Source organism: Streptomyces sp. NPDC003248 (assembly GCF_055563235.1).
The window spans coordinates 307,896-334,598 of sequence record NZ_JBVHDT010000004.1; the positions used below are offsets into that span (position 1 = coordinate 307,896).

At 73.8% G+C, this 26,703-nt stretch carries 22 protein-coding genes; 11 read left to right on the top strand and 11 right to left on the bottom strand.

All coding sequences use genetic code 11. From position 1 onward, the window contains the following. Positions 1–60 precede the first annotated feature (60 nt). Entirely contained in the window at positions 61–1,266 is a 1,206-nt protein-coding gene (locus tag ACZ3KJ_RS13040; protein WP_467526573.1) for an MFS transporter, read from the bottom strand. Positions 1,267–1,615: 349 nt separating this feature from the next. On the opposite strand from ACZ3KJ_RS13040, the gene ACZ3KJ_RS13045 reads away from it, so the two are divergent. Beyond that, positions 1,616–2,980 (top strand): acyltransferase family protein, encoded by a 1,365-nt coding sequence (locus ACZ3KJ_RS13045; RefSeq protein ID WP_467526574.1) that lies wholly within the window; start codon positions 1,616–1,618, stop codon positions 2,978–2,980. A gap of 37 nt (positions 2,981–3,017) precedes the next feature. Here the strand turns inward: ACZ3KJ_RS13045 and ACZ3KJ_RS13050 are convergent, their stop codons facing one another. Together ACZ3KJ_RS13050 and ku are read right to left on the bottom strand one after the other, a co-directional pair. Further along, positions 3,018–4,535 (bottom strand): hypothetical protein, encoded by a 1,518-nt coding sequence (locus ACZ3KJ_RS13050; RefSeq protein ID WP_467526575.1) that lies wholly within the window; start codon positions 4,533–4,535, stop codon positions 3,018–3,020. Between the two features lie 138 nt (positions 4,536–4,673). Further along, positions 4,674–5,855, bottom strand: coding sequence for a non-homologous end joining protein Ku (gene ku / locus ACZ3KJ_RS13055; RefSeq protein ID WP_467526576.1), 1,182 nt, complete (start codon positions 5,853–5,855; stop codon positions 4,674–4,676). A gap of 85 nt (positions 5,856–5,940) precedes the next feature. Here ku and ligD point away from each other — a divergent pair, with 85 nt between their 5' ends. Continuing rightward, positions 5,941–6,822 (top strand): non-homologous end-joining DNA ligase, encoded by an 882-nt coding sequence (ligD, locus tag ACZ3KJ_RS13060; protein WP_467526577.1) that lies wholly within the window; start codon positions 5,941–5,943, stop codon positions 6,820–6,822. 338 nt (positions 6,823–7,160) lie between these two features. On the opposite strand, the gene ACZ3KJ_RS13065 is transcribed toward ligD, so the two are convergent. Further along, a complete protein-coding gene (locus ACZ3KJ_RS13065; RefSeq protein ID WP_467526578.1) occupies positions 7,161–7,967 on the bottom strand; it encodes a nuclease-related domain-containing protein in 807 nt (268 codons plus the stop codon). 111 nt (positions 7,968–8,078) lie between these two features. Here ACZ3KJ_RS13065 and ACZ3KJ_RS13070 point away from each other — a divergent pair, with 111 nt between their 5' ends. The 8 genes from ACZ3KJ_RS13070 to ACZ3KJ_RS13105 all read left to right on the top strand — a co-directional run bounded on the left by ACZ3KJ_RS13070 (position 8,079) and on the right by ACZ3KJ_RS13105 (position 15,840). Further along, positions 8,079–8,585: a protein-tyrosine phosphatase family protein gene (locus tag ACZ3KJ_RS13070; RefSeq protein ID WP_467526579.1), complete on the top strand. Its 507-nt coding sequence runs from the start codon at positions 8,079–8,081 to the stop codon at positions 8,583–8,585. Positions 8,586–8,839: 254 nt separating this feature from the next. Beyond that, positions 8,840–10,207: an FtsW/RodA/SpoVE family cell cycle protein gene (locus ACZ3KJ_RS13075; protein WP_467526580.1), complete on the top strand. Its 1,368-nt coding sequence runs from the start codon at positions 8,840–8,842 to the stop codon at positions 10,205–10,207. After that, entirely contained in the window at positions 10,204–11,679 is a 1,476-nt protein-coding gene (locus tag ACZ3KJ_RS13080; RefSeq protein WP_467526581.1) for a penicillin-binding transpeptidase domain-containing protein, read from the top strand. The genes ACZ3KJ_RS13075 and ACZ3KJ_RS13080 overlap by 4 nt, the downstream gene beginning before the upstream one ends. Before the next feature lie 44 nt (positions 11,680–11,723). Beyond that, the gene (locus tag ACZ3KJ_RS13085) at positions 11,724–12,233 is read left to right on the top strand and encodes a DUF3291 domain-containing protein (protein WP_467526582.1); all 510 of its coding nucleotides are present in this window, start codon (positions 11,724–11,726) and stop codon (positions 12,231–12,233) included. 210 nt (positions 12,234–12,443) lie between these two features. Next, positions 12,444–13,382 carry an AurF N-oxygenase family protein gene (locus ACZ3KJ_RS13090; RefSeq protein WP_467526583.1) on the top strand — a complete coding sequence of 313 codons (939 nt, stop codon included), beginning with the start codon at positions 12,444–12,446 and terminating at the stop codon, positions 13,380–13,382. Positions 13,383–13,443: 61 nt separating this feature from the next. Beyond that, positions 13,444–14,094 (top strand): TetR/AcrR family transcriptional regulator, encoded by a 651-nt coding sequence (locus tag ACZ3KJ_RS13095; RefSeq protein ID WP_467526584.1) that lies wholly within the window; start codon positions 13,444–13,446, stop codon positions 14,092–14,094. Between the two features lie 14 nt (positions 14,095–14,108). After that, on the top strand, positions 14,109–14,411 hold the full coding sequence (locus ACZ3KJ_RS13100) for a hypothetical protein (protein WP_467526585.1): 303 nt from the start codon (positions 14,109–14,111) through the stop codon (positions 14,409–14,411). Between the two features lie 103 nt (positions 14,412–14,514). After that, the gene (locus ACZ3KJ_RS13105) at positions 14,515–15,840 is read left to right on the top strand and encodes a C40 family peptidase (RefSeq protein WP_467526586.1); all 1,326 of its coding nucleotides are present in this window, start codon (positions 14,515–14,517) and stop codon (positions 15,838–15,840) included. A gap of 527 nt (positions 15,841–16,367) precedes the next feature. On the opposite strand, the gene ACZ3KJ_RS13110 is transcribed toward ACZ3KJ_RS13105, so the two are convergent. Genes ACZ3KJ_RS13110 through ACZ3KJ_RS13130 form a run of 5 tightly spaced genes read right to left on the bottom strand, consistent with a single transcriptional unit; the run spans position 16,368 to position 22,190 of the window. Continuing rightward, positions 16,368–17,630: a styrene monooxygenase/indole monooxygenase family protein gene (locus ACZ3KJ_RS13110; RefSeq protein WP_467526587.1), complete on the bottom strand. Its 1,263-nt coding sequence runs from the start codon at positions 17,628–17,630 to the stop codon at positions 16,368–16,370. A 31-nt stretch (positions 17,631–17,661) separates the two neighbouring features. Next, positions 17,662–18,306 (bottom strand): GTP-binding protein, encoded by a 645-nt coding sequence (locus tag ACZ3KJ_RS13115; RefSeq protein ID WP_467526588.1) that lies wholly within the window; start codon positions 18,304–18,306, stop codon positions 17,662–17,664. Next, on the bottom strand, positions 18,287–18,715 hold the full coding sequence (locus ACZ3KJ_RS13120; protein WP_389514157.1) for a DUF742 domain-containing protein: 429 nt from the start codon (positions 18,713–18,715) through the stop codon (positions 18,287–18,289). Before ACZ3KJ_RS13120 ends, ACZ3KJ_RS13115 begins: the two co-directional genes overlap by 20 nt. Beyond that, positions 18,712–19,215 carry a roadblock/LC7 domain-containing protein gene (locus tag ACZ3KJ_RS13125; protein WP_467526589.1) on the bottom strand — a complete coding sequence of 168 codons (504 nt, stop codon included), beginning with the start codon at positions 19,213–19,215 and terminating at the stop codon, positions 18,712–18,714. Before ACZ3KJ_RS13125 ends, ACZ3KJ_RS13120 begins: the two co-directional genes overlap by 4 nt. Continuing rightward, complete coding sequence (locus tag ACZ3KJ_RS13130; RefSeq protein WP_467526590.1) at positions 19,212–22,190, bottom strand: sensor histidine kinase; 2,979 nt, start codon at positions 22,188–22,190, stop codon at positions 19,212–19,214. The genes ACZ3KJ_RS13125 and ACZ3KJ_RS13130 overlap by 4 nt, the downstream gene beginning before the upstream one ends. Before the next feature lie 368 nt (positions 22,191–22,558). Between ACZ3KJ_RS13130 and ACZ3KJ_RS13135 the strand changes: the two genes are divergently transcribed. Next, entirely contained in the window at positions 22,559–23,344 is a 786-nt protein-coding gene (locus ACZ3KJ_RS13135; protein WP_467526591.1) for a hypothetical protein, read from the top strand. A gap of 115 nt (positions 23,345–23,459) precedes the next feature. Here the strand turns inward: ACZ3KJ_RS13135 and ACZ3KJ_RS13140 are convergent, their stop codons facing one another. Both ACZ3KJ_RS13140 and lon read right to left on the bottom strand, forming a co-directional pair. Beyond that, entirely contained in the window at positions 23,460–23,957 is a 498-nt protein-coding gene (locus ACZ3KJ_RS13140) for a MarR family winged helix-turn-helix transcriptional regulator (RefSeq protein WP_467526593.1), read from the bottom strand. Between the two features lie 203 nt (positions 23,958–24,160). Beyond that, on the bottom strand, positions 24,161–26,584 hold the full coding sequence (lon, locus tag ACZ3KJ_RS13145) for an endopeptidase La (protein ID WP_467526595.1): 2,424 nt from the start codon (positions 26,582–26,584) through the stop codon (positions 24,161–24,163). Between the last annotated feature and the right edge of the window lie 119 nt (positions 26,585–26,703).

Here is a 26,703-nt window from a genome sequence, read left to right on the forward strand (position 1 = left end):
GCCAGGGCTCACCGCCCGGCCCGGTGCGGGGGTGCGGGATCGTCGGGCGCCCGCGGCTCGCTAGGGGGCTGCCGAGCGGGTCGCCCGGGTCAGCCACAGCGTGGCGGCCAGGCAGGTGGCCGAGAGGGCGGCGAGGAGGAGGGGTACGGCCTGGGTGCCGGACCACTCGATGACCTTGCCGAGGGCCGGGCCGGCCGCCACGCCGCCCACCATGGACGCCGCGATGACGACGGCGCCGGCCCGGCGGGCCCGGGGGGCCGCCCGGTGCAGCCAGGGGAGGCCGGTGGGGAAGATCGGCGCGATGAAGAGGCCGACGCCCGCGTAGGCGTAGGGCGCCAGGGCGGGTACGGCGGCCAGGAGGAGGCAGGCGGTCATGCCGGCGCAGGAGACGGTGATGACGGCCGGCGCCGAGAAGCGCAGGGCCAGCGGGGCGACCAGGAAGCGGCCGGCGGTCATCATCAGCCAGTAGACGGAGGTGGCGGTGGCGGCGATGCCGGCGCCGTAGCCGACGGCTTCCAGGTGGGTGGGTTCCCAGCCGCCGACGCCGGCCTCGATGCCCACGTGCAGGACGTAGAGGGCGACGAAGACGGCCAGGACGGAGGCCAGGCTGCGGGCCAGTGCCGGGGAACCGGAAGTGGCCGCGGACTCGGCGTCGGCGTCGGCCTCGCCCGGTCGGGGGGCCCGGTCGCGTACGCCCTTCAGGCACAGCAGCAGGGGCAGGTCGGCCAGGGCGAAGGCCAGGAAGACCGCCTCGTGTCGGTCGGCGCCGACCGCGCCGACCAGGGCCGGGCCGAGGATCGCTCCGACGCCGAAGTGGGCGTTGAGGATGTTGAGCAGCGCGGCGGACCGATGGCCGAAGCCGACGGCGAACAGCTGGTTCAGGCCGTAGTCGATGCCGCCGAAGCCGAGGCCCGCGAGGAGGGCCGCGGTGAGGGCGAGGGGCCAGGTGGGCGCGAGCGCGAAGCCCGCCGCGCCGAGCGCCATCAGCAGGTAGGAGGCGCCGAGGATCCGGCGGTTGCCGGTCCGGCCGTACAGGCGGTCGAAGAGCAGGACGCCGACGACTCCGCCGATGAAGTGGGCGCTCAGGGCGAGACCGGCGGCCGAGGGCGTGAGGCCGAACTCCTCCCGCAGGGCCGGGATGGCGGGACCGTAGAAGGCCTGGAGGGCGCCGATGAGGACGAAGCCGACGCAGGACGCGACGACGGCGGTGGGGGTGAAGGCCGGGACGGCGGCGGGGGCGCGACGCTGTGTCGTCCGGTCGGTCACGCGGGCTCCAGGGGAAGGCCCACGGCGGCGTGGGCGGCCGATGACGAACTCCGACGCCAGGCGATGTTACCGGTAACATTCGGGGCGTCAAGATCCCCTGCGCAAGGGACGAGATGGGAGGGGGGTGGCGAAACACCTGAGGGATCGTCACTCGACCGTGGCGGACCGTCCGCCGCGCCGCGAAGTGGCGCTCTCCTCACGCTCGGACACGGCCATCGGCGGCCCTTCCCTCGCGAAGGGGGGAATCTCCACCCATGAGCGGTAGCGGTAGATGTCGCGCCGGCCACGGATCGGTTGCGACAAGTGACCGGTGGCGTAGGGAAGTCGGGGGTGCGGAAGCATGCCGGGCATGGGACGGGAGCGGTACGTCGACTTCCTGCGGGCGTGGGCGATCCTGCTGGTGGTGCTCGGGCACTGGCTGATCACCGGGCTGGAGCGGCATCCGGACGGGACGATCGGCGCGCCGGAGCTGCTGGCGGCGGTTCCGTGGACGCAGTGGCTGACGCTGGGCTTCCAGATCATGCCGCTGTTCTTCCTCGCCGGAGGGCACGCGGCGGCGGGGTCCTGGGCGCGGGCGCGGGCCGGCGGGGGGACGGCCGCCGGGTGGGTCGGGCGGCGGGCGGTACGGCTGCTGCTGCCGGCCGGTGTCTACAGCGGGCTCGTCCTGGTGGCCGTCGGGGTGTGCTCGGTGCTCGGCGTGGACCCGGGCACGCTGGCGCTGGTGGGGTGGGCGATGGCCATGCAGTTCTGGTTCCTGCCGGTCTACCTGCTGCTCAGCGCGCTGACCCCGGCACTGCACGCCCTGCACCGGCGGTGGCGGCTGCGCGTCCCGGCGGGGATGGCCGCCGCCGCCCTCCTCGTCGGCGTCCTGGACGGGGCGGCGGGCGCGCCGTACGTCGGGGCGCTCGACTACGTGCTGGTGTGGGGCGTGGTCTACCAGCTGGGCTTCTGCTGGCGGGACGGCCGGCTGGGCGGGCGGCGGGCGCTGCCGCTCGCCCTCGCGGTGGGCGGCGGGGCCGGGTTCGCCGCGCTGGTGGGATTCGGGCCCTACCCGGTCAGCCTGATCCTGGTGACCGGCCAGGAGCCCAGCAACACGGACCCGCCGTCGGCGGCCATGCTGGCGTGGGCGGTGGCGCAGGTCGGGGTGTGTCTGCTCGTGGCGCCCGCGGTGCGGCGGCTGCTGGAGCGGGAGCGGGTGTGGCGCGCGGTGCGGGGTCTGGGGGCCGTCAGCATGACCCTCTACCTGTGGCACATGCTGCCGGTGCTCGTGGTCGCCGCGGCCTTCTACCTGACCGGCCTCGCCCCCGAGCCCGGCTACGGGTCGGCGGCCTGGTGGGGGATGCGGGTGCCGTGGCTGGTGGTGCTCGCGGTCGTCCTGGCGGGTGTCGTACGGGTGCTGCGGCCGCTGGAGCGGGTGTTGTCGGCGTGGGCGGGACGGGTGCTCCCCGAGGCCGGGCCGCGGGGAGCACGGGCGTGGCGGATGTGGGCCGGTGTGGGGGTGAGCGCCGGGGCGCTGGCGTTCTTCGCCGGGCACGGGTTCACCGACGGCGGCCGGTTTCCCGTCGCGGCCGCGGTGGGGCTGGCGGTGGGGTCGGGGCTGGTGCTGTTGGGGGGACGGGCGGGCGGGGGCCCGCCGGCCTCTGCGGAGGACGCGGGTGGGGCGGCCGCGGCCGAGGGTCCTGGAGACGGGCGTCAGGTGGAGGAGACCGCCTGAACTCGAAGGGCAGCCGGTGCCAGGGCCTGCCCCCGGCTCACCCCGTCGGGCAGGGCCCGGCCGGCGTCTCGTCCGGGACGAGTCGTACCTGGGAGGCCCGGAGTTCGAGCGGCTCCTCGGTCCTCGGGTCCCAGAGGACGGCGGTGCCGCCGGTGACCCCGAAGGACAGGTACGGACGGGAGGGGTCCAGGGGGGCGCCCTCGCCCGACAGGCGGGCCGGCGGGACGACGGGCTGGACGCACGTCCACTCCGGTTCCACGCCGAAGTAGGACGGCGGCGTGGCGTGACGCTCCGCGGCGGCGACCGTCCGGTCCACCGCGGTCTCGGCCGAGCGCAGTGCCAGCAGGGCCCCGCCGAGCAGCACGAAGACGAACACGAGGACGTTGAGGGCGACGTTCATGCGCTCGGCCGGCATCGCGTAGAAGTGGTGCCGGTGCCGTGCGATCCCCCACCAGGCGGGGACCGCCAGGACCGGGCTGAGGAGGGTGAGCAGTTTGACCGCCGCGAGCACCTGCCAGACCGCCGGCACCTCGAAGTCGCCCGGTGTGAAGGACAGCCCGTCGGCGTAGAGGGCGTGCAGCACGGACCCCGCGGCCAGGAAGGAGGACAGGGCCAGGGTCACGGCCAGGGGGACCGCCCAGGCCACCCACTCGCCCCAGGTCCACTGCCGTACGAGCAGCCACAGGCCGGCCACCACGCCACCGACCAGCGCGGTCATGAGGATCTGTGCGGGGGTCCAGCCCCGGCCCTCACCGTCGAGGAGGCCGAGGCCGATCGCGGAGAGGAACGCGCACAGCACCACGGCGGCCACGATGCCGTGCCGCCGGCCCGACCTGGAGAGTCGTGCGCCCGTCCGCGCGGCACAGACCGCGCCGGCCAGTGCCGCGCCCAGCCAGAACCACCGGGCGAACCCGGTGCGGCCGTCCGCGAAGACCAGGGCGGCGGCCGTGCCCAGCGACCAGGCCACCACGTGGGTCAGCCGGCGTTCCGTCTCCTCCTCCGGCCAGTAGCTCCCCGGGACCCGCCAGCGCCCGTCGAGCGGGCGGACCCCCACCTGCGGCACGCCGGGCGTGTGCGCCCGGGCGACGCGCAGGGCGTGCCCCGGCTGTCCCGTGACGACGCCGCCGGCGTCGTGGCGGCCCCAGCGGGTGGCGAGCCGGGCGGCGCGGCGACGCCAGGAGTGCGGCGGGGCGGACCGCCGGGCGGCGGAGTCGACGATCCGCCACTGCGTGTACATCTCGCGGTCGCGGCGGAGGAGTCGGGCGTACCGGACGTACGCTTCGAGGCCGGCACCGCGCAGGGTCTTGCGCACCCTGGCCGCCGCCCCGCGCTCGCATCCCGCCGCCTTGCCGAACAGGCGCACCTCGACGTCGAAGACCCGCGCCCCGGGGTCGGGGTCCAGGCCCGCGCCGTACGGCTCCCGTCCGGCCGGGGAGGAGCCGCGGACCGGCCAGCCGTGGGCCTGGAAGCGCTGCTCCGCCTCCTCCCAGTCGTCGGGCCCGCCCCGGACCTCGACCAGCGTGCGGACTCGTCGGTCGAAGCGCGGCGGCGGCATGGGGGCGGTCACTCCTGGGCGCGAAGGCGGGCGGGGGCGCCGACCGCGGCCCGGCCGGCCGCTGCACGTCCCACCGGACGCCGCGCCCCCCGTCGGTGGTGATCAGAAGTTCAGACCATCCACGCGCCGAGGTCAAGGTCAGGCCGAACGCCTGCGGCCGGCCGTCTTCTTCTCCGCCGCCTTCCCGGCTGACGCCTTCCCGGCTGACGCCTTCTCCGCCGCCGCCTGCTCCGCCGCGGCCTGCTCCGCCGCCGTCTTGTCCGCCGTCTTCTTCCCGGCGGTCTTCGCCGTCGTCTTCTTCGCGGCCGCGCCCCGGCCGGACGCCGCGCTCTTCGCCGCGCTCTTCGCCGTGCTCTTCGACGCTCCCTTGGCCGTGCTCGCGGTGCTCTTGGAGGCCGTCGACTTCCTCGCCGAGGAGGAGGCGGTCTTCCTCGCGGTCGACGTCGACTTCTTGCCGCCCGTCTCCTTCGGCGCCGTACCGGCCGGCTGCCGCTGCGGAAGGCGTCTGACCTCCGCCTGCTCCGGTTGCGCCGCCGGCTCCTCGCCGCGCGACTCCTTCGCCGCCCGCACGCTCTTCTCCAGGGCCGCCATCAGGTCCAGCACCTTGCCGCCGGCCTCGGGCGCGGCGGCCTCCGGGGGTGTCTCGCCGGCCGCCTTCGCGGCGACGACCTCCTCCACGGCCTCGCGGTACTCGTCGTGGAGGTCGTCGAGGTCGACCTCGCCGAGGGTGTCCATCAGGGCGTCGGCGAGGTCGAGTTCCTTGTCGCGGACGCTGACGGAGGTGTCCGGGGCGACGCCCTCGGGGGCGCGCACCTCGTCCGGCCAGAGCAGGCCGTGCATCGCGATCGCGTCGCCGACCACGCGGAGCATGCCCAGCCGCTCCCGCCCGCGTAGCGCGTACTTGGCGATGGCGACCTTGTTGCTGCGCTTCAGCGCCTCCCGCAGCAGGGTGTACGGCTTCGCCGCCGGGGCGCCCCCCGCCTGGAGGTAGTACGCGGCGTCCATCTGGAGCGGGTCGATGCGGTCGGCCGGCACGAAGGCGACGATCTCGATCGTCTTCGCCGTGGGCAACGGCAGGTGGGACAGGTCCTCGTCGGTGATCGGGATGATCGTGCCGTCGGCGTCCTCGTACCCCTTGCCGATCTCCGCCTGGCTCACCTCGCGGTCCTCCAGCTCGCACACCTTGCGGTAGCGGATGCGGCCGCCGTCCTCGGTGTGGATCTGGCGGAAGGAGATCGCGTGATTCTCGGTGGCGTTCACCAGCTTGATCGGGATGCTGACGAGGCCGAAGGAGATCGCACCGTTCCATATGGATCGCACGTGCGGCACCTTTCCCGGCATTCGGCATGCGATGGCGCATGCGATACGAGAGAACATTTCCGGCGATTCATGTGATTCTCATCGTATGACGCCGATTACCGAGGTGGAGGGGCGGCGGCTCGCGCTGAGCAATCTGGAGAAGGTGCTGTATCCGGCGACCGGCTTCACCAAGGGCGAGACGCTGCACTACTACGCGACGGTCGCGGGCGCCCTGCTGCCCCATCTGCGGGACCGGCCGCTGTCCTTCCTGCGCTACCCGGACGGGCCGGACGGACAGCTCTTCTTCGCCAAGAACGTGCCGCCCGGCACGCCCGGGTGGGTGACCACCGCCGAGGTGCCGCGGGCGGAGGGGCCCTCCCGGATGGTGCTCGTGCAGGACCTGGCCAGCCTGATGTGGGCGGCGAACCTGGTCACCGAGTTCCATACGCCCCAGTGGGTGATCCGGAACGCCGAGGAGGCCGACCGGCTCGTCCTCGACCTCGACCCCGGCGCGCCGGCAACCGTCGTCGAGTGCTGCGAGGTCGCGCTGTGGCTGCGGGAGCGGCTGGCGGCGGACGGGATCGCCGCGTACGCCAAGACCTCGGGGGCGAAGGGCCTGCACCTGCTGGCGGCGGTGCGCGGGGCGTCCTCCGAACGGGTCACGGACTACGCCAAACGGCTCGCGGTCGAGGCGGAGCGGACCATGCCCCGCCTGGTCGTCCACCGGATGACGCGCAGCCTCCGCCCGGGCAAGGTCTTCGTCGACTGGAGCCAGAACGCGGCGCGCAAGACCACCGCCACGCCGTACACCCTGCGGGCCCGGCCGGAGCCCACGGTGTCGGCGCCCGTCACCTGGGAGGAGGTCGAGGAGTGCGGGGCACCGGAGCAGTTGGCCTTCCACGCGGAGGACGTGATCGCGCGCGTCCGCGACCACGGAGACCTGCTCGACCAGTTGTTCGACGACGGTGCCGCCGGCGAGGTGACCTGAGCGTTCCGGCCGGCGGCCCCGCACCAGCCGATGACCGCGAAGCAGCCGATGACCGCGACCGGCATCGGCGAGGCACGCCCATCGCTGCGGCCGGGCCGCCCGTCAGACCTAGAGCACGGCAGACCGGCAGACCGGCGAGACCGCCCATCAGACCGACAGACCGACAGACCGGCGAAGCCGCCCCACCACCCCGGCCAGGCCGCCCACCGGACCGGCAGACCGCCGGAGCCACCCCACCACCCCGGCCAGGCCGCCCACCGGACCGGCAGACCGCCGGAGCCGCCCCACCACCCCGGCCAGGCCGCCCAGCACACCGGTGACAGGTCCCGGCGCCGCCGTCAGCCGGCGGCGCTCCATGTCCCGCGGTCCCGGGCCATGGCGTGCAGGCCCTCCACGTCGGCCGGCTTCAGCACGCCGCCCGCGCGCACCAGCGCGGCCAGTTCCGTGTCCCGCAGGACGCGGACCTCGCGCGGCGGCGCGGTGATCCGGACGTCCGCCGGGGCCACCAGGGCGAGGACCGGACGGACCTCGGCGGTCAGGACGTAGGAGGCGCGGTCCGCGTCGGCGCGGACGCGGCGCAGCAGGGGGGACGGGTCGTGGCGGCCCAGGGCGACCTCCGGGTCGGCCACCAGGACCCGCTGCCGGCGGGCGTACAGCGCGTGGACGGCGAGCAGGCCGCCGGGGCCGATGGCCAGGTGGTGGATGCGGTCGCCGCCGGGCAGCGGGACGGAGTGCAGGGTGTGCCAGCCTGCGCCGTCGAGCCCGTCCAGGACCTCGCCGACGGCCTGCTCGGCCGCGAGCGCGCGGCGGCGCGGGTCGAGGCGCAGCCGGTGCGCGGGGCCGGGGTCGCGCTCCAGGGCGACCAGCAGGGCCTCGCCGGGGCGGTTGGGGGCCAGGTCGTCGTCCGGGTGGAGGGCGAGGCGGGCCAGCTCCGCGGGGGTGGGCACCGGGGGCGGGCCGACGGTGACGGGGCCGGTCAGGAAGGGGCCGAGGGCCTCCAGGACGTCGGCCCTGCGGTCGTCGGCGAGGACGTTGACCCGGCCGGCCTCCCGGTCGTACCAGGCGATGTTCCGGCCGTCGGTCAGGCAGACGTAGAGCCGTTCCTGGCCGTGGCGCCAGGTCGGTACGACGCGCAGTCCGGTCATCCACCATCACCCCTATGACCATGGGAACAGGTGGGGCGCTCCAGGGGCAAGAAGGCGGTTGCCCGGGGGAAGAGCTGGGAATGCCGTCAGGGACGTGGGGGGGAGGCGCCGTTGCGGACCCGCAGGAAGCAACCCGACGTACCGGCTCCGGAGGCTCCGTGGAACGAGATCACGCCCGGTCTGTGGATGGGCGGCCATGAGTTCCGCGGTCGCACCGGGCAGCGGGAGTTCGCCGTCGTCCGGGACGAGTTCGATCTGGTCCAGACCCTGTTGCGGGTGCCGGGGCACGGGCCCGACCGGGGTGTCCGGCACCAGGTGTGGCCGATCCCCGACGGACCGCTGGACGGCACCCAGCTCGCGGGCGTGATACGGCTGGCCCAGGCGGCGGGCGAGGCGCTCGACGAGGGGCGCACGGTCCTGGTCCGCTGCTGGCACGGCTACAACCGCTCGGGGCTGGTCGTCGCCCACACCCTGGTCCGCCGGGGCCTCTCGGCGGAGGAGGCGATCCGGCTGATCCGGTCGCGGCGCTCGCCCTGGGCCCTGCACAACGAGCTGTTCGTCGCCTACCTGAGGGCGGGCCTGCCGACGGCCCGGCTGCTGGAGGAGCTGACCGAGTAATCGTTTCTCCCCGCCCCCGCATGTCCTCCGATGGCCCAGTGCGGCAGGCGCCCCGCACGCATCGCACCTAACGTGGCGAACAGTCAGATCGGTACCGTGTGCGCCCGCGTGGAGGTGACCATGCGCCCGGGCCCGCCGCCCGCACCCGCCCGGCCGTGCCCGCCCACCCCCCGGAACCCGGCAGCCGCGCGGCACACTCACGCCGAGACCCACACCAAGGCTCACAAGGAGCCTCATTTGGGTAGGTTCCGGACATGACGCGAGCCGGAGCCGAAGCCATCGCCAGGACGGTCGGGACGCCGGCGCCCGCCGCGCGCCTCCCCCGGCGCCGCGGCGTCGAACTCTCCCTCATCCTCCTGGCCGTCCTGCTGTCGGTGTACGGGTACTGCGCCGTGGGGATCGCCCGGAACGGCACCGTCCCGCCCGGTGCCGCCGGCTACGGCGCCGGGCTCGGCGTGCTCGCGCTCCTGGCGCACCTGGCGGTACGGCTGCGCGCCCCGTACGCCGACCCCCTGCTGCTCCCCATCGCGGTGCTGCTCAACGGGATCGGGCTGGTGCTGATCTACCGGCTGGACCTGGAGACCCCCGACGACCGGGCGGCGCCCACCCAGCTGGTCTGGTCCGCGCTGGGCGTGTCCCTGTTCGCCTTCGTGGTGGCCGCGCTGCGCGACCACCGGCTGCTCCAGCGGTACGCGTACGTCAGCGTGGTCGGCGCGCTCGGCCTGCTGGCGCTGCCGATCCTGTTCCCGGCGGTCAACGGCGCCCGCATCTGGATCCGCGTCGCGAGCTTCTCCATCCAGCCGGGCGAGTTCGCGAAGGTGCTGCTCGCCGTGTTCTTCGCCGCGTACCTGGCGGCCAACCGCACGGCGCTGGCACACGCCGGCCGGAAGATCTGGTGGATGCAGCTGCCCACCGGCCGCGTCCTCGGTCCGATCGTCGCGATCTGGCTGCTCAGCGTCGGTGTCCTGATCCTCGAACGCGACCTCGGCACCTCGCTGCTCTTCTTCGGCCTGTTCGTCGTCATGCTCTACGTCGCCACCGGCCGCACCGGGTGGATCACGGTCGGGCTGCTGCTGGCCTCGCTCGGCGCGGTCGCCGTCGGCCGGCTGGAGCCGCACGTGCACAGCCGGATCGAGGACTGGCTGCACCCGTTCGCGTCGATCGAGGCCGGCCAGGGCCCCAACCAGCTCGCCCAGTCGCTGTTCTCCTTCGCGGCCGGCGGCATGCTCGGCACCGGCCTGGGCCTCGGCCACTCCGTCCTGATCGGCTTCGCCACGAAGTCCGACTTCATCCTGGCGACGGCCGGCGAGGAACTGGGCCTGGCCGGCCTCTCCGCCCTCTTCCTCCTGTACGGCCTGCTGGTGGAGCGCGGCTACCGGGCCGGCCTCGCCCTGCGCGACCCCTTCGGCCGGCTCCTCGCGATCGGCCTCGCCTCGATCGTGGCGCTCCAGGTCTTCGTGATCGCCGGCGGGGTGACCGGGCTGATCCCGCTGACCGGCATGGCGATGCCGTTCCTGGCCCAGGGCGGCTCGTCGGTCGTCACCAACTGGGCGATCGTGGCGCTGCTGATCCGGATCAGCGACTCGGCACGGCGGCAGTACGACGGGCAGGCGGCACCGTGAGCCGCCACATCCGGCACGCCGCCGTCTTCTGCGTCCTGCTCCTGCTGGCCCTCCTCGTCAACGCGGCCCGCGTCCAGGTCGTCCGGTCCACCTCCTACGAGGACAACCCGGCCAACCGGCGCGCCTCCATCGCCCGTTACGGCCAGCCCCGCGGCGACATCCTGGTCGGCGGCGAGCCGGTCACCGGCTCCCGGGACACCGGGGAGCAGCTGCGGTACGAACGGACCTACACGAACGGGCCGTTGTGGGCGCCGGTGACCGGGTTCGCCTCGCAGGTGTACGGGACGACGTTCCTGGAGCACACCGAGGACGGCGTCCTCTCCGGCGCGGATCCGCTGCTGCGGGCGTTCCCGCTGTGGAACGACGTCACCCGGACGCGGCCCGCCGGCGGGAACGTGGTGACGACCCTGAACGCGGGGGCACAGCGGGCGGCGTACCAGGGGCTGGCCGGGCGCAAGGGCGCGGTGGCGGCGGTGGAGCCGGCGACGGGACGGATCCTCGCGCTGTTCTCGGCGCCGTCGTACGACCCGGCCGTGCTGTCGGGCAACGGGCCCGCGGTGGAACGGGAGTGGACGCGGCTGAACGCCGACCCGGACCGGCCGATGCTGAACCGGGCGGTCCGGCAGACGTATCCGCCGGGGTCGACGTTCAAGGTGGTGACCACGGCGGCGGCGCTGGACGCGGGCGTGATCCGGGACCTCGACGCGCCGACCGACTCCCCCGCCCCCTACACCCTGCCCGGGACGACGACCCGGCTGGCGAACGCGTCCAGGGGGTGCGAGGACGCCTCGCTGCGGGACGCGTTCATGTGGTCGTGCAACACGGTGTTCGCGAAGCTGGGTGTGGATGTGGGGGTGGCGAACATGGCGGCCACGGCGGAGGCGTTCGGGTTCGACGCGCCCGGGAGCACCTCCTCCGACGGCGTGCGCATCCCGTTCTCCGTGGCGCCGAGCACGTTCGACACCTCGGTGGACCGGGCGCAGCTGGCGCTGTCCTCGATCGGGCAGTACAACACGCGGGCCACTCCGCTCCAGATGGCGATGGTCGCGGCGGCCGTCGCCAACGGGGGGCAGCTGCGGACGCCGTACCTCGTGGAACGCACCACCCGGCGGGGCGGGACGACGGTCGCCACGGCCGGGTCGCGCCCGGCCCGGCAGGTGATGTACCCGTCGACCGCGCGGCGGCTGCGGCAGCTGATGACGGACGTGGTGCGGGAGGGCACCGGCACGAACGCCGCGATCCCCGGAGCGACCGTCGGCGGCAAGACCGGCACCGCCCAGCACGGCATCGGCAACGCGGGCACGCCGTACGCCTGGTTCGTGTCCTGGGCGCAGGGCCACCGGGACCTGGAGCCGAAGGTGGCGGTCGCGGTGGTGGTGGAGGACTCGGCGGCGAACCGGCGGGACATCACCGGGGGCGGGCTGGCGGCGCCGATCGCGCGGGCGGTGATGGAGGCGGTGCTCACCTCGTGAGACGGGGGGTTCCGGACCGGACAGGTGCGTCCTACGGTTCGGTCATGACTGACGCCACCGCATTCGAGCTCGCCCAAGTCAACCTCGCCCGGCTCAAGTTCCCGCTGGACTCCCCCGAACTGAAGGACTTCGTCGACGCCCTCGACCCCGTCAACGCCGACGCGGACGCGGCGGCCGGCTTCGTGTGGCGGCTCCAGTCGGACGGGGGCAACGCGACCGACATCGCGGTCTTCGGCGACGACTGGCTGATCGTCAACATGTCGGTGTGGCGGGACACGGACGCCCTGACCGCCTACATGTACCAGGGGCAGCACCGCGAGATGCTCTCCCGGCGGCGGGAGTGGTTCGAGCGGGTCCAGGAGGCGATGACGACCCTGTGGTGGGTCCCGGCCGGCCACCGCCCGACGGTCGCGGAGGCGGAGGCCCGCCTGCTGCACCTGCGCGCGCACGGCCCGACGCCGTACGCCTTCACCCTGCGCACGTCGTTCCCGGCCCAGGGGGCGCAGCCGGTCGCCTTCGAGGTGCCGGAGGGGCTGGGCTGCTCGGCCCAGTAGTCCGCCCATCGGCGCCGGCGCCGGTGCCGCTCAGCGGTACCGGCGCCCGGCGCCTTCCCGGCGGTCATCGGCCGCGTGGGGCGATGCCCGTCGGATCCACCGGTTCGGGACAGCCGCCCGTTGCCGCGCGTTCGAACGGGGTAGACGACGGGTCAACAAGTCGTGCGCGAGGGATTGACGGTCTTGCTGACAAGCAGTCTCATAAGAGCCATGACGACCCTCACGGAAGCCGACGCGCTCGACGGGCTGCGCGATGCGCTCGGGCTGCTCAAGGACCGGGAGCAGGTGGCCGAGCGGCTCCTCGCCTCCTCCGCCAAGCACTCGTTCGACCCGGACAAGGAGCTGGACTGGGACGCGCCCTTCGAGGAGGGCAAGTGGTTCTGGCCGCCGGAGCTGGTGTCGCTGTACGACACGCCGATGTGGAAACGGATGAGCGAGGAGCAGCGGATCCTGCTCTCCCAGCACGAGGCGGCCGCCCTCGCCTCGCTCGGCATCTGGTTCGAGATCATCCTGATGCAGCTGCTGTGCCGGCACATCTACGACAAGTCGGCCACGAGCGCGCACGTGCGGTACGCGCTCACCGAGATCGAGGACGAGTGCCGGCACTCGAAGATGTTCGCCCGGCTGATCGCGCAGGGCGGCACCCCCTGGTACCCGGTGAGCCGTGTCCACCAGAACCTCGGCCGCCTGTTCAAGACGATCTCCACCACGCCCGGGTCGTTCACCGCGACCCTGCTCGGCGAGGAGGTCCTCGACTGGATGCAGCGGCTGACCTTCCCCGACGAGCGGGTCCAGACCCTGATCCGGGGCGTCACCCGCATCCACGTGGTGGAGGAGGCCCGGCACGTGCGGTACGCCCGTGAGGAGCTTCGCCGCCAGATGATGACCGCGCCCAAGTGGTCCCAGGAGTTCACGCGCGTGACCTCCGGGGAGTTCGCCCGCGTGTTCTCCGTCGCCTTCGTCAACCCCGAGGTCTACACCAACGTCGGCCTGGACAAGCGGGAGGCGATGGCCCAGGTCAAGGCCAGCGGCCACCGCCGCGAGGTGATGCAGAACGGGGCGCGGAAGCTGACCGACTTCCTGGACGACATCGGCGTGCTGCGCGGCGTGGGCCGGCGGCTGTGGCGGTCGTCCGGACTGCTGGCCTGACCTCGCTCCCATGGCCACCTGGCCGGGCGCCCGGCGGGGGCGGGCGATTACGCTGCACGTCATGACCCCCGCCGCCCCCGCCTACCGCAGGCTCAGCGTCGAGGAGCGCCGCAGTCAGCTGCTCGACGCCGCGCTCTCCCTCTTCGCGCACCGCGCCCCCGAGGACGTCTCCCTGGACGACGTGGCGGAGGCGGCCGGAGTCTCCCGGCCCCTGGTGTACCGGTACTTCCCCGGCGGCAAGCAGCAGCTGTACGAGGCCGCGCTGCGGTCCGCCGCCGAAGTGCTCCAGCACTGCTTCGACGAACCCCAGGACGGCCCCCTCCTGCCCCGCCTCGCCCGCGCCCTGGACCGCTACCTCGCCTTCGTCGACCAGCACGACGCCGGGTTCAGCGCCCTCCTCCAGGGCGGCAGCGTCGTCGAGACCTCCCGTACGACCGCCCTGGTGGACGGTGTGCGGCGGGCCGCGGCCGAGCACATCTACAGCCACCTCGGGGTGGCCGCCCCCGGCCCCCGGCTGCGGATGACCGTCCGGATGTGGATCACCGCCGTCGAGGCGGCCTCGCTCATCTGGCTCGACGAGGACAAGCAGCCGCCCGCCGAGGAGTTGCGGGACTGGCTGGTGGAGCAGTTCGTGGCCGTCCTGACGGTGACCGCGGCCCGGGACGCGCAGACCGCCGACGTGGTGCACGGTGCGCTCGCGGCGGGGACCTGATCGACACTGGTGCCGTGAAGAGCGAAGACACCCCCTTCGAGGGCGGGCCCATGGACGGCCGCGTCCTCCCCGTGCTGCTGGGCCTCACCGGGCAGCCGCCGAAGACGTACCGCATCCCCGTCCCCGACGCGGCGGGCGGTCCGCCGACCGTCCTCGTCTACCGGCGGGTGCCGCGCGGGCACGGCGGCCGGCTCGGACTGCCGCGCGGCTGGAAGTACGAGTTCGACCCCGAGGGACGCGCGGCCGGCCGGCCGAGGTGGCCGTGGTCCAAGCCCCACACCGCCCCGGACGGCAAGCGGGGTGACGCCGACGGGTGAACCCGTTGGGCCGAACCGAGCAGGCCTGCCACGCGACCCGCCCGCGCACCCCTGATGCTCGCCCTGCGGGGTGGAGGGGCCGCCCCGCGGCGGAGGTGATGACGTGTCAGGAAGGATGTCCCGTCTGGCGGGAACGGTCTGCACGGCGGCACTGGCCGCGCAGACCCTGCTGATCCCCGAGGCCGCCACGGCCGTTCCCCGGCCCCCGGAGCCCGCCGAGCGGTCGGTGGCCGGTCTGCTGACGGACCTTCAGCGGCTGTACCGGGAGGCCGAGCAGGCCACCGAGGCCTACAACGCCACCGAGGAGAAGCTGAAGGAACGGCGCGCCGAGGCCGACCGGCTCCGCGACGAACTGGCGAGGACCCGTCTGACGCTGCTGGACAGCCGGGGCGCCGCCGGACGCCTGGCCCGGCAGCAGTACCAGAACACCACCGACCTCTCCCCCTACGTACGGCTGCTGCTGGCCCGCGATCCGCAGCACGCCCTGGACCAGGGGCATGTGATCGGCCAGTTGGCGCGGGAGCGGGCCGAGACGGTGGGGCGGCTGGAGGGCAGCGAACGCAAGGCCGACGGACTGGCCCGCCGGGCGCGCGCGGCCCTCGACGCCCAGCTCACCCTCACCGAACGCCGGAAGAAGGAACGCGACGACGTGCGCCGCCGCCTGCACGCCGTGGAGAAGCTGCTCGCCTCCCTCACCGCCGGCCAGCTCACCGCCCTCGCCGAGCTGGAGCGCGACGGCGTCGCCGAGGCGCAGGAGACGCTCATGGCGTCGGGCGCGCTGAACGACGACCGGAACCCCTCGGAGGAGGGCGGCCGCGCGGTGCGCTACGCCGTGCGGCAGCTCGGCAAGCCGTACGAGTGGGGCGCGGAGGGCCCGGCGTCCTACGACTGCTCGGGCCTGACGTCCGAGGCGTGGCGGGCCGCCGGGGCACCGATCCCCCGCACCAGCCAGGAGCAGTGGGCGCGGCTGCCCAGGGTCCCGCTGGACGAGCTGCGCCCCGGCGACCTGGTGATCTACTTCCCCGAGGCCACGCACGTCGCGATGTACCTGGGCAAGGGCCGCGTGGTCCAGGCCCCGCGCCCCGGCGGCCGGGTCAAGGTCACCCCCCTCGCCGCCGCCCCGGTCCTGGGAGCCGTACGCCCCGACGCCGGGGCGGGAGCCTCCCCCGACGGCGGGCCGGAGACGGGTCCCCCCCGACCCGGCACCCCACCGGAAACGGCAGCCGCGCCACCCGACGCCCCACCGGCGACAGAGCCCACACCTCCCGACGGCCGACCGGAACCCAAGGCCGTGCACCCCGATGTCCGACCGGAGACCGGGCCCGTGCACCCCGTCCGACCGGAGACCGGGCCCGTGCACCCCGGTGTCCGACCGGAGACCGGGGTCGCCGCACGGTCCTACGGCCGACCGGGGACGGAGGCGCTGTGACCCGACAGCGGCGGGCGGTGACGGAACTCCCCGCCGCCTTGGTGGCGCGGGTGCGCGCGCCGGGCCGGGCCGGGGCAACAGTCGACCGGCCCGGCGGCCGAACGGCTGAGCGGCCAAGTGCAGCGGACTGCCGCCCTACGGCCGGACCACGGACGGAGGCCCGTGACCCGACAGTGGTGACGAAGCTCCCCGCCGCCCTGGCGGCCGGGGCTCGGCACACTGACCCAGCGGCGGTGGCCGACGACCGGGCACGGCGGCCGACATGGGACGGTGGCCGACCTAGGACGGTGGCCGAACCGGGAGGGCGCCCGAACCGAGACGGTGGCCGCACGGCGGAACTGGCCGAACGGCCCTGCGGCCGACGGCCGGGTCGGCGGCCGTCGTCGGCGGGGCGGCGGCCCGGCAGCGGGTCGGCGGGTCGACGGCCCGAGGTCAGCGGGTCGGCGGGTCGGCGGCCCGGGGGCGGCGGCCGGCCCGGGCATCGGCCGGGCCGGGCACCGACCGGCCCGGGACCTGTCGCCGAGGGCTCACGCGCCCGCGGCGCCCGAGACCTCCATCAGGTAGCCCTCGGTCTTCTTCGGGTCGTAGAAGAAGTTCTCGAAGTCCGCCGGGTTGTTGAACCCGTTGGCGAATCGATTCGCCACGGGCTGGAGCTGACCGGCCGCGCCGATGAGGTTGAGGATGTGCTCCGGCGGCGGGGCCAGCATCGCGTTGGTCCACTTGGTGACGTGCTGGGCGGTCTCCCAGTACCGGTCGAACGTCGCCTGCATCCACTCCTCGTCGAACTCCTTCTCGCCCCGCTCCAGGATCGAGGCGAGATAGGCGGCCGCGCACTTGGACGCCGAGTTGGAGCCCTGTCCGGTGATCGGGTCGTTGGCGACGACCACGTCGGCGACGCCGAGCACCAGACCGCCGCCGGGGAGGCGGCCGATCGGGTTGCGGACGGTGGGCGCGTACCGGCCGGCGAGGGTGCCGCCGGCGTCGGTCAGTTCGACCTCGGTGGCCCGCGCGTACTCCCAGGGCGTGAACTTCTCCATGAGCTCCAGGGTCAGGGAGAGGTGCTCCGCCGGGTCCTTGACGCCCTTGAAGACGTCGAGCGGGCCGCCGGGTATGCCCTCCCAGAACAGGATGTCCGCGCGGCCGGAGAGGGTCAGCGTCGGCATGATGAACAGCTCGCCGACGCCGGGCACCAGGTTGCAGCGGACCGCGTCGAACTCCGGGTGCTCCGGGCGCGGGCCCATACCGTGGACGTAGGACACCGCGAGGGCGCGCTGCGGCTCGCTGTAGGGGGAGCGGGACGCGTCGCGGCCGAACATCTGCACGAGTTCGCCCTTGCCCGCCGAGACCAGCACGAGGTCGTAGGCCCGGGCGAAGTAGTCGAGGTCGGAGACCGCCGCGCCGTGGATCACCAGCTGGCCGCCGCGCTGGGCGAACGTCTCCATCCAGCCGGCCATCTTCACCCGCTGGTCGACCGACTGGGCGTACCCGTCGAGCTTGCCGACCCAGTCGATCACGCGCTGGGTCGGGCCCGGGTCGTGCGAGCCGGGGGCCGCCACCGAGACGCCGAGACCCTCGATCCTCGGGGCCTGGGACTCCCAGAAGTTCAGCTGGAGGTCGCGCTCGTGCTGGAGGGCGGTGTGGAACATGCACTGCGTCGACATCACCCGGCCGGACCGGATCTCGTCCGCGGTCCGGTTGGACATCAGGGTGACCTCGTACCCGTGCGACTGGAGGCCGAGGGCGAGCTGAAGACCGGACTGACCGGCTCCGACGACGAGTATCTTCCGCATGCGGGGGTGTCTCCTAGGTGGCCCGGGGGCCTTACTCGGGGGTTTCGTCGAGCGCGTGGCCGACGAGGGCCAGGAGGGTCTCGATCACCGAGATCCGGCGGCGCGCATCCATGATCATTACAGGTATGTGCGGCGGAATCGTCAATGCCTCCCGCACGTCCTCCGGATCGAACCGCTCGCTGTGGTCGAAGTGGTTGACGGCGACGACGTACGGCAGTCCGCAGCTCTCGAAGTAGTCCAGGGCCGGGAAGCAGTCCTTCAGACGGCGGGTGTCGGCGAGGACGACGGCGCCGATCGCGCCGCGCACCAGGTCGTCCCACATGAACCAGAACCGCTGCTGGCCCGGCGTACCGAAGAGGTACAGCACCAGGTCGTCGTCGAGCGTGATGCGGCCGTAGTCCATGGCCACCGTGGTGGTGACCTTCTCGGGGGTGCCCGTGAGGTCGTCGGTGGCCTCGCTGGCCTCGGTCATCAGCGCCTCCGTCTGGAGGGGCTCGATCTCCGAGACGGTGCCGACCAGGGTGGTCTTTCCGGCACCGAAGCCGCCGGCCACCACGATCTTCGTCGCGATGGGGGCCCGGGTGCGGTCCGTCTGCCAGGGCTGCAACGGCTCGTCGGTCGCGGGCTCGACGAACGGGGAGACGCCACGAGCGGCGTCAGAGACGACGGAGTCCACTCAGCACCCTTTCCAGCAGAGCGCGGTCGGGACGGCCCGTACCGTGACCGGTCCCGGTGCCGTACACACGGATCTTTCCCTGGTCCGCGAGGTCGCTGAGGAGCACGCGGACCACGCCGAGCGGCATCTTCAGCAGCGCGGCGATCTCCGCCACCGTACGCATACGGCGGCACAGTTCGACGATGGCCCTCAGCTCCGGCATCACCCGGGTGGTGAGGGAACCGTTCGTCAGCTCCCTGCGCTCCTCGGGCGCCTCGAGTTCGGCCGTGGTGGCCACGAACGTCTCGACGAGGAGGACGTGGCCGAAGCGGGTGCGGCCGCCGGTGAGCGAGTAGGGGCGCACCCGGGCGGGCTTGCGGTCGCCGCCGCGGACCGGGAGCGCGGCGGCCTTCTTCGGAGAGCTGCTCATCGGGTGCTCCCCGCCGTCGCGGACTCCAGGGACTGCCGTAGCTCGCTGCGGAGCTCCGGGGTCAGCACATGTCCGGCGCGGCCCACGAAGAGGGCCATGTGGTACGCCACCACGCTCATGTCGCAGTCGGCGGAGCCGTGGACGCCGAGCAGCGAGCCGTCGCTGATCGACATCACGAAGAGGCTGCCCTCCTCCATGGCGACCATGGTGTGCTTCACCGAGCCGGAGTCCATGAGCTTGGCGGCCCCGATGGTGAGGCTGCCGATGCCGGAGACGATGGTGGCGAGGTCGGCGGCGGACCCGCGCGGACCGGCGGGTTTCGCCTCCTGCACCTGACGGGCCGCGTCGTTGCGCCCCGGGTCCGAGGAGAGCAGGAGCAGGCCGTCGGAGGAGACGACCGCGACGGACTGGATGCCTGGCACCTCCTCCACGAGGTTGGTCAACAGCCAGTGCAGGTTACGGGCTTCACTGCTCAGTCCGAAGGTACTGGGCGCGGTCAACTGCTTGCCTCCTCGACTGTGCCCCCCGTGTCTTCTTCGGCGTGTGCGTGTGCTGCTTGGGATGACGGTGCCGCGTTCTGCCCCGTCTGTTCGGCGATCTCCGCCTCGACGTCGCGGTAGCCGGCCTCCGCCCCCCGACGGAAGCCGCCCAGCCGGCGGCGGAGGGCGTCGGCGTCGACAGAGCCGGTCCGCTGGCGTGGGGCCGTGGTGGGTGCGGTGATCCTGGGAGTGCGCTTGGGCAGGCCCTTGTCGGTGAGGAGCTCCTCCGGGGCGTCGGGGGTGCGGGTGTGTTCCGCCTCGGCCTCGCCCGCGTCGGGCCCGTGCCCGTCCGTGCCGTCCGCGCCACCGCCGGGGGTGGGCGCCGGCCGGCCCGGTGAGGCGTCCTGGCCTGCGGCGGGTGCACCCGGTGAGGTGTCCTGGCCCGAGGCGGGTGCCCCCTGGTGGGCGTCCGCGCCGTCGGTGGCCCCGGGTCGCGGGGTGGCCGGTGCGGCGGGGCCCTGTTCCTCCGGCGTGCCGTCCGCTTCCCCGGGCGGGTCCGGCAGCAGGAGTTCCATCGTGGTCTCGGCCCGGGAGTACGGCTCCGGCGTGGTCCGCGCGTCGGTGCGGGACTCGGCCGGGGACTGCGCCGGTCGGGCCGGGGAGTGTGCGGGGGCCTGGTCGCCGGTGGGCGACTCGGCCGCGGCCGGGGACCGGTCCGGGGTCGGGTCGCCGGTGGACGACTCGGCCTCGCGGACCGCCTTCTCGGCCAGGGCGACCAGGGGGTCGCCGCTGTCGCCGGACTCCTTGGAGCGGCCCGGCAGGACGTTGGAGTTGGCCTCGGCGTCCGCGCCGGGCAGGGAGAACGACGGGCCCGCGGAGGACGCCGGTGAGGACGCCGGGACCGCGGCGGCCGGCGCGGTGGCCAGCAGCGGCGTCGGGACGACGACGACCGCGGCGACACCGCCCTTCTTCTGCTCGCGCAGCTGCACCCGCACCCCGTGCCGGTGGGCCAGGCGGGCCACGACGTAGAGGCCGAGGCCGAGTCCCTCCTCGCCCTCCTGGTCGTAGGGGGTCTCCGGGTCGAACTCGGTGAGGCGGCTGTTGAGGCGGGTCAGGCGCTCCTCGGTCATGCCGATGCCCTCGTCCTGGACGGAGAGCATGACCTCGCCGTTCTCCAGGAGCCAGCCGGAGACCTCGACGGGCAGGTCCGGCGGGGTGAACGAGGTGGCGTTCTCCATGAGCTCGGCCAGCAGGTGGCTGAGGTCGTCGGCGGCGAAGCCGGCCACGTGCGCGTGCGGCGGGAGCGCGGAGATGCGGACGCGTTCGTAGCGTTCGATCTCGCTGACCGCGGCGCGGACCACGTCCACCAGCGGGATCGGGCCGGCGTGCTGCTGGACGTGCTCGGTGCCCGCCAGCACCAGCAGGTTCTCGCTGTGCCGGCGCATGACCGTGGCGAAGTGGTCGAGCTTGAACAGCGTGGCCAGGCGGTCGGGGTCCTGCTCGCGCTCCTCCAGGCCCTCGATGACGGCGAGCTGCCGCTCGACCAGGCCCAGGGTGCGCAGGGAGAGGTTGACGAAGGTGCCGCTGATGCTGGACCGCAGCCGCTCCAGGCGGGCGGCGGCGTCGGCGAGTTCGGCGCGCAGTCCCTCGCGGGCGTCGGCCATCTTCTGGCGCTGGCCGACGAGGTGCTTGCGGTCGGACTCCAGGGTGGTGACGCGCTCGTGGAGGGCGACGGCGTGCGCGTGCAGGGCGTTGACGGAGCGGACGACCTGGGCGAACTCGTCGTTGCGGCCGGTGAACCGCAGCGGCTCCTCGGCCGCCGGGTTCTCGGCGTCGGCCAGCCGCTTCGAGCCGCGGCGCAGCACGGCCAGCGGGCGGGTGAGGCTGCGGGCCATGGCGGTGGCGATGCCTATGGCGACCAGTATCAGGGCGCCGAGCAGGGCGATGCGGATCTCCAGCGCGGTGACGTCGTCGTCGCGCAGCTGGGCGAGGTCCTTGGTGCGGCGGTCGTAGAGCGACGACTCGGCGCCGCGCATCAGGTCGACGCGGGCGGAGAGCGCGGCGTCCAGCTTCTTGACGCTGGTGTCGAGCTCGTCGTCGGTGAGTTCCGGCTGGTCGGTGAGGGCCGCCAGGTACTTCTCGGCGGCCTCCACGTCACCGCCGGTGACGGTGGAGTCGTAGGAGTCGACGGCCTGCTGCGGGGCGTTCTCCCGGAAGGCGGTCAGGGCCGCGTCGGAGCGCAGCCGGGCCTGCTGGGCGGCGGCCGTGAGGGCGTCCCGCCGCTTGGCGTCGCCGCCGGAGGAGACCGTCTCGGTGGACGACACGCCGGTGACGGGGTCGTAGACGCTCTCGGTGGACGTCGGCACGTTCAGCGCGGCGAGCAGCAGTCCGCGGGCCGCGTCGGCCTGCTGGACGGCGGTGTCGAGGTCGGCGAGGGCGTGGGCGCCGGAGCCCGCGCGGGGCGGCATCTGCTCCGCGAGCCGCTCGGCGAGACCGTGCAGCGCGGTGATGGCGGCGGAGTACGCCTGGTGCGCCTCGAGCGCCGTGCTCTTGCCGGTGAGGGCCGTCTGCCGGACGGAGGCGAGGCCGTCGAGCTCCGTACGGAGCCCGGCGGGCGTGTCTGCGTCGGCGGTCAGCTCCCGCACCTGCCGGTCCACGCGGGTACTGCTCTGCGTGGAGGGCGCCGAGGCCTTGGTACGGCCGGCCGCGACGTAGGCCGTGACCTCGTCCCGCTCGTCGGCGATCGACTGCGCGAGGACCAGCGCGTCCTGGGTCCGCTCCGCGAGGGTCACCAGATCCTGAGCGTCCTTCAACTGCCCGGAGGCGTCGAGGACGGAGGGCGCTCCGGCGCCCGCGACGGCGGCGGCCACCACGGCCACCGCGACGATCAGCCGGTTGCGTACGTGGGTCGGACGGCCCTTCCCGACAGGGGTGCGCTCCGCGCCCCCCTCGGAGGCCGTCTTGCTGCCTGTGCGCCGAGGCCGCGTCTTCTGCACCGGTGCTCGCATTCCTGACTCGTGTTACCCATGGGCCGGATGACGCTCCGTCAACGGGTGCGTACGTCCGGTACGGTCCCCGACCCTCCCAGTGCCGGTGGGCAGGGGTCGCGCATCGACTGCCCCGCCACCCGAAGGAGTGAACATCGGAGGGGAGTTGAGGGGCAAGTCACTCCGGCACTCGCGAGGCCCTTGCGCGGGGCGCCGGTTGGACGTGGGCGGCGGGCTTTGGCAATATTCGCCGCCACGCCTTCCCGGAGTGCGTTATTCCCGCCCAAAACAGGCGCCTGACCTGCGACGGTGCGCCCACCCGGGGAGTGTTGCCAGCCTTTCGCGAAGGGTGTGAAGGGGTCGTGCAGACTGGCGGGATGCGCACGGAACTTGTGTCGGAGCCCGGTGATCGGGCCTACCCCAACGAGGACTTCGCGAGCGTCGGACTTCCCGCCTCCGGTCAGGGCGGTTCACTCGTCCTGCTGGACGGCGTGACGCCGCCCCGGAGCGGCACGGGCTGTCTCCATTCCGTCCCCTGGTACACGGCGCGTCTGGGCGGCGCCCTGACCGAACTGACCGTTTCACTCCCGGATGTGCCGCTGGCCGAGGCGCTCTCCCTCGCCCTGGCGCGTACCGCCGACGCCCACTCCGGCACCTGTGACCTTTCTCACCCGCGTACGCCCCAGGCGACGGTGGTTCTCGCCCGCTGGTCACCGGACTCGGTGGAGTACCTGGTCCTGTCCGACTCGGCGCTCCTGCTGGCCTCGCCCGACGGCGCGGTCGTCCCCGTCCTGGACGACCGCCTGGCGCTCGTGCCGCCGGCGCTGCTGGCGAGCGCGGAGATCTGCGACACGCGGGTCCGCAACAAGGAGGGCGGCTTCTTCACCGCCGCCGCGGACCCGGCGGTGGCGGCCCGCGCGGTCGCCGGCGCCGTCCCGCGCACCGAGGTGGCCGCCCTGGCGGCGCTCAGCGACGGGGTGACGCGGTGGGTGGACACGTTCCGGGAGGGCGACTGGGCGGACCTGTTCGGCCACGTCCGCAAGGACGGCCCTCGCGCACTGGTGGAACGGGTGCGGGAGCTGGAGCGGGCGGACACCGAACGGAAGTTCCTGGGCCGCGCCAAACGGCACGACGACGCGACGGCGGTCTTCGTGGAGCTGTGAGGCGGGGCGGGGCCTTGCCTGGGCATGGCCTGACAAGGCCCCGCACGGGTTCGGGCCTGCTTGGGCCGGCTCGGCCGGGCGCTGGTTCAGGCGGCGGGCCGGCCCGTGCGCCGGTTCAGGCCTGCTTGGCCATGCCCTGGTTCAGCTCGTGGAGCAGGCGGGCCAGTTCCGCCACCTCCCCGCGGTCCCAGTGGGCGAGCTGGCTGACGTAGCGCGCCCGGCGGGCCTCGCGGACCCGGCCGACCCGGGTGCGGCCCTCCTCGGTCAGGTCGACGAGCCAGGCGCGCCCGTCCGCCGGGTCCGGCGCGCGGGCGATCAGGCCGAGCTGTTCCAGCGCGCGCAGCTGGCGGGACATGGTGGCCTTGCCGACGCCGATGTAGGCGGCGAGTTCGGTCGCCCGCTGACGCCCGCACTCCTCCAGCCGGACGAGCAGGCCGTACGCCGCGGGCTCCAGGTCCGGGTGCACCTCGCGGGCCATCTCGCCCTGGTTGGCCCGGGCGCGGCGCAGCAGCACCGTCAGCTCCCGCTCCAGGGACAGGAACTCCTGGTCCACACCTCTTCGCGACACCTCGGATGCGCCCCCGCGTCCGTCGCCGTTTCCGTCCTCGTGCACGTCAGCGCTCCTGATCCGGTTCCGTACCGATTCTACGTGCGTAGCCGCACCCCGGGCCGAGGGCGGCCGTGACATGCACCTGGCCTGCGACTCGCTGACTGGCGACTCCGCGACTCCGCGACTCCGTGGCTCGGTGGCGGCCGGGTGGGCGAAGGCCCGGGCCTCCCTCAGGGGACCCGGGCCTTCCTCTCCGGACGCGTCCGTCACGCCGCGACCGGAACCTCCGGCGTCACCCCGCTGGTCGCGGGGGCGAGCGCCAGCTCCAGGACCTGGCGGACGTCGGTGACGGCGTGGACGTCCAGCTTGTCCAGGACCTCCGCCGGGACGTCGTCCAGGTCGGGTTCGTTGCGCTTGGGGATGATCACGGTGGTCACCCCGGCGCGGTGCGCGGCGAGCAGCTTCTGCTTCACGCCGCCGATCGGCAGCACCCGCCCGGTCAGCGAGACCTCGCCGGTCATCGCCACGTCCGTACGGACCAGCCGTCCGGACAGCAGGGACGCGAGGGCCGTCGTCATCGTGATGCCCGCGCTCGGGCCGTCCTTGGGCACCGCGCCCGCCGGGAAGTGGATGTGCACGCCCCGGTCCTTCAGGTCGGCGACCGGCAGTTCGAGCTCGGCGCCGTGGCTGCGCAGGAAGCTCAGCGCGATCTGCGCCGACTCCTTCATCACGTCGCCCAGCTGACCGGTCAGGGTCAGGCCCGCCGCGCCCGTCTCCGGGTCGGCCAGCGACGCCTCGACGTACAGCACGTCGCCGCCCGCGCCCGTGACCGCGAGACCCGTCGCCACACCGGGCACCGAGGTGCGCCGCTCGGCCGGGTCCTGGGCGGACTCGGGCACGTGGTGCGGCCTGCCGATCAGGCCGCGCAGGTCCGCCTCGGTGACGGTGAACGGCAGCTCCCGCTCGCCCAGTTCGTGCTGCGCGGCGATCTTGCGCAGCAGCCGGGCGACGGACCGCTCCAGGGTGCGCACGCCGGCCTCGCGCGTGTACTCGCCGGCCAGCTTGCGCAGGGCGCTCTCGTCGAGGGTCACCTCGTCCTTGTCCAGGCCCGCCCGCTCCAGCTGGCGCGGGAGCAGGTGGTCACGGGCGATGACGACCTTCTCGTCCTCGGTGTAGCCGTCGAGGCGGACCAGCTCCATACGGTCGAGCAGGGCCTCGGGGATGGCCTCCAGGACGTTGGCGGTGGCGAGGAAGACGACGTCCGACAGGTCGAGCTCGACCTCCAGGTAGTGGTCGCGGAAGGTGTGGTTCTGCGCCGGGTCCAGGACCTCCAGCAGGGCCGCCGCCGGGTCGCCGCGGAAGTCGGACCCGACCTTGTCGATCTCGTCGAGCAGGACGACCGGGTTCATCGAACCGGCCTCCTTGATCGCGCGGACGATCCGGCCGGGCAGCGCGCCGACGTACGTGCGCCGGTGACCGCGGATCTCCGCCTCGTCCCGGACACCGCCGAGGGCGACGCGGACGAAGGCGCGGCCCATGGCGTGCGCGACCGACTCGCCCAGCGAGGTCTTGCCGACGCCGGGCGGGCCGACCAGGGCCAGCACCGCACCGCCGCGCCGTCCGCCGACCACGCCGAGACCCCGGTCGCTGCGGCGCTTGCGCACCGCCAGGTACTCGGTGATCCGCTCCTTCACGTCCTCCAGGCCCGCGTGCTCGGCGTCGAGGACCGCCTTGGCGCCCTGGATGTCGTAGGCGTCCTCGGTGCGTTCGTTCCACGGCAGTTCGAGGACGGTGTCGAGCCAGGTGCGGATCCAGGAGCCCTCGGGCGACTGGTCGCTCGCCCGCTCCAGCTTGTCGACCTCCTTGAGGGCGGCCTCGCGGACCTTCTCCGGCAGGTCGGCGGCCTCGACCCGGGAGCGGTAGTCGTCGGACTCCTCGCCCTCGCTCTCGCCGTTGAGCTCGCGCAGTTCCTTGCGGACGGCCTCCAGCTGACGGCGGAGCAGGAACTCGCGCTGCTGCTTGTCGACGCCCTCCTGGACGTCCTTGGCGATGGTCTCGGCGACGTCCTGCTCGGCGAGGTGGTCGCGCAGTTGCTGGGTGGCGAGCTTCAGCCGGGCCACCGGGTCGGCCGTCTCCAGGAGCTCGACCTTCTGCTCGGTGGTCAGGAAGGGCGAGTAGCCGGAGTTGTCGGCGAGCGCGGAGACGTCGTCGATGGCCTGGACGCGGTCGACGACCTGCCAGGCGCCGCGCTTGCGCAGCCAGGCGGTGGCCAGCGCCTTGTACTCCTTGACCAGTTCGGCGACCTGGCCGGGCAGGGGCTCGGGCACCTTCTCGTCGAGCCGCGTGCCCTCGACCCACAGGGCCGCGCCGGGGCCGGTGGTGCCGGCGCCGATCCGGACCCGGCCGCGGCCGCGGATCAGCGCGCCCGGGTCGCCGTCGGCCAGCCGGCCGACCTGCTCGACGGTGCCGAGCACACCGGTGCTCGCGTACGTGCCGTCGATGCGCGGCACCAGGAGCACCCTGGGCTTCCCGGGTTCCGAGCGGGCGGCGGCCTGGGCCGCTTCCACCGCGGCGCGCACATCGGTGTCGTTGAGGTCCAGCGGAACCACCATCCCGGGCAGCACGACCTCGTCGTCGAGCGGCAGTACGGGCAGGGTGAGCGGTGTGAACGCTGCGGACTCAGCAGCCATGATCTCCCCTTCGGCAGTCAAGTTGAGTTATGCCGACTCAATGCACGGGCGGCCTCGAATGTTCCCGGACGGTCGTTCGCTGTGAGCGATCACGTCTGCCGGGCCCGGCGTGCGGCGCC

Excerpts from the sequence above, each read along its gene's own strand:
- ACZ3KJ_RS13045 (WP_467526574.1), top strand. The coding sequence starts at position 1,616 with ATGGGACGGGAGCGGTACGTCGACTTCCTGCGGGCGTGGGCGATCCTG.
- ACZ3KJ_RS13050 (WP_467526575.1), bottom strand. The coding sequence starts at position 4,535 with ATGCCGCCGCCGCGCTTCGACCGACGAGTCCGCACGCTGGTCGAGGTC.
- ligD (WP_467526577.1), top strand. The coding sequence starts at position 5,941 with ATGACGCCGATTACCGAGGTGGAGGGGCGGCGGCTCGCGCTGAGCAAT.
- ACZ3KJ_RS13065 (WP_467526578.1), bottom strand. The coding sequence starts at position 7,967 with ATGACCGGACTGCGCGTCGTACCGACCTGGCGCCACGGCCAGGAACGG.
- ACZ3KJ_RS13075 (WP_467526580.1), top strand. The coding sequence starts at position 8,840 with ATGACGCGAGCCGGAGCCGAAGCCATCGCCAGGACGGTCGGGACGCCG.
- ACZ3KJ_RS13085 (WP_467526582.1), top strand. The coding sequence starts at position 11,724 with ATGACTGACGCCACCGCATTCGAGCTCGCCCAAGTCAACCTCGCCCGG.
- ACZ3KJ_RS13090 (WP_467526583.1), top strand. The coding sequence starts at position 12,444 with ATGACGACCCTCACGGAAGCCGACGCGCTCGACGGGCTGCGCGATGCG.
- ACZ3KJ_RS13095 (WP_467526584.1), top strand. The coding sequence starts at position 13,444 with ATGACCCCCGCCGCCCCCGCCTACCGCAGGCTCAGCGTCGAGGAGCGC.
- ACZ3KJ_RS13110 (WP_467526587.1), bottom strand. The coding sequence starts at position 17,630 with ATGCGGAAGATACTCGTCGTCGGAGCCGGTCAGTCCGGTCTTCAGCTC.
- ACZ3KJ_RS13120 (WP_389514157.1), bottom strand. The coding sequence starts at position 18,715 with ATGAGCAGCTCTCCGAAGAAGGCCGCCGCGCTCCCGGTCCGCGGCGGC.
- ACZ3KJ_RS13135 (WP_467526591.1), top strand. The coding sequence starts at position 22,559 with ATGCGCACGGAACTTGTGTCGGAGCCCGGTGATCGGGCCTACCCCAAC.
- lon (WP_467526595.1), bottom strand. The coding sequence starts at position 26,584 with ATGGCTGCTGAGTCCGCAGCGTTCACACCGCTCACCCTGCCCGTACTG.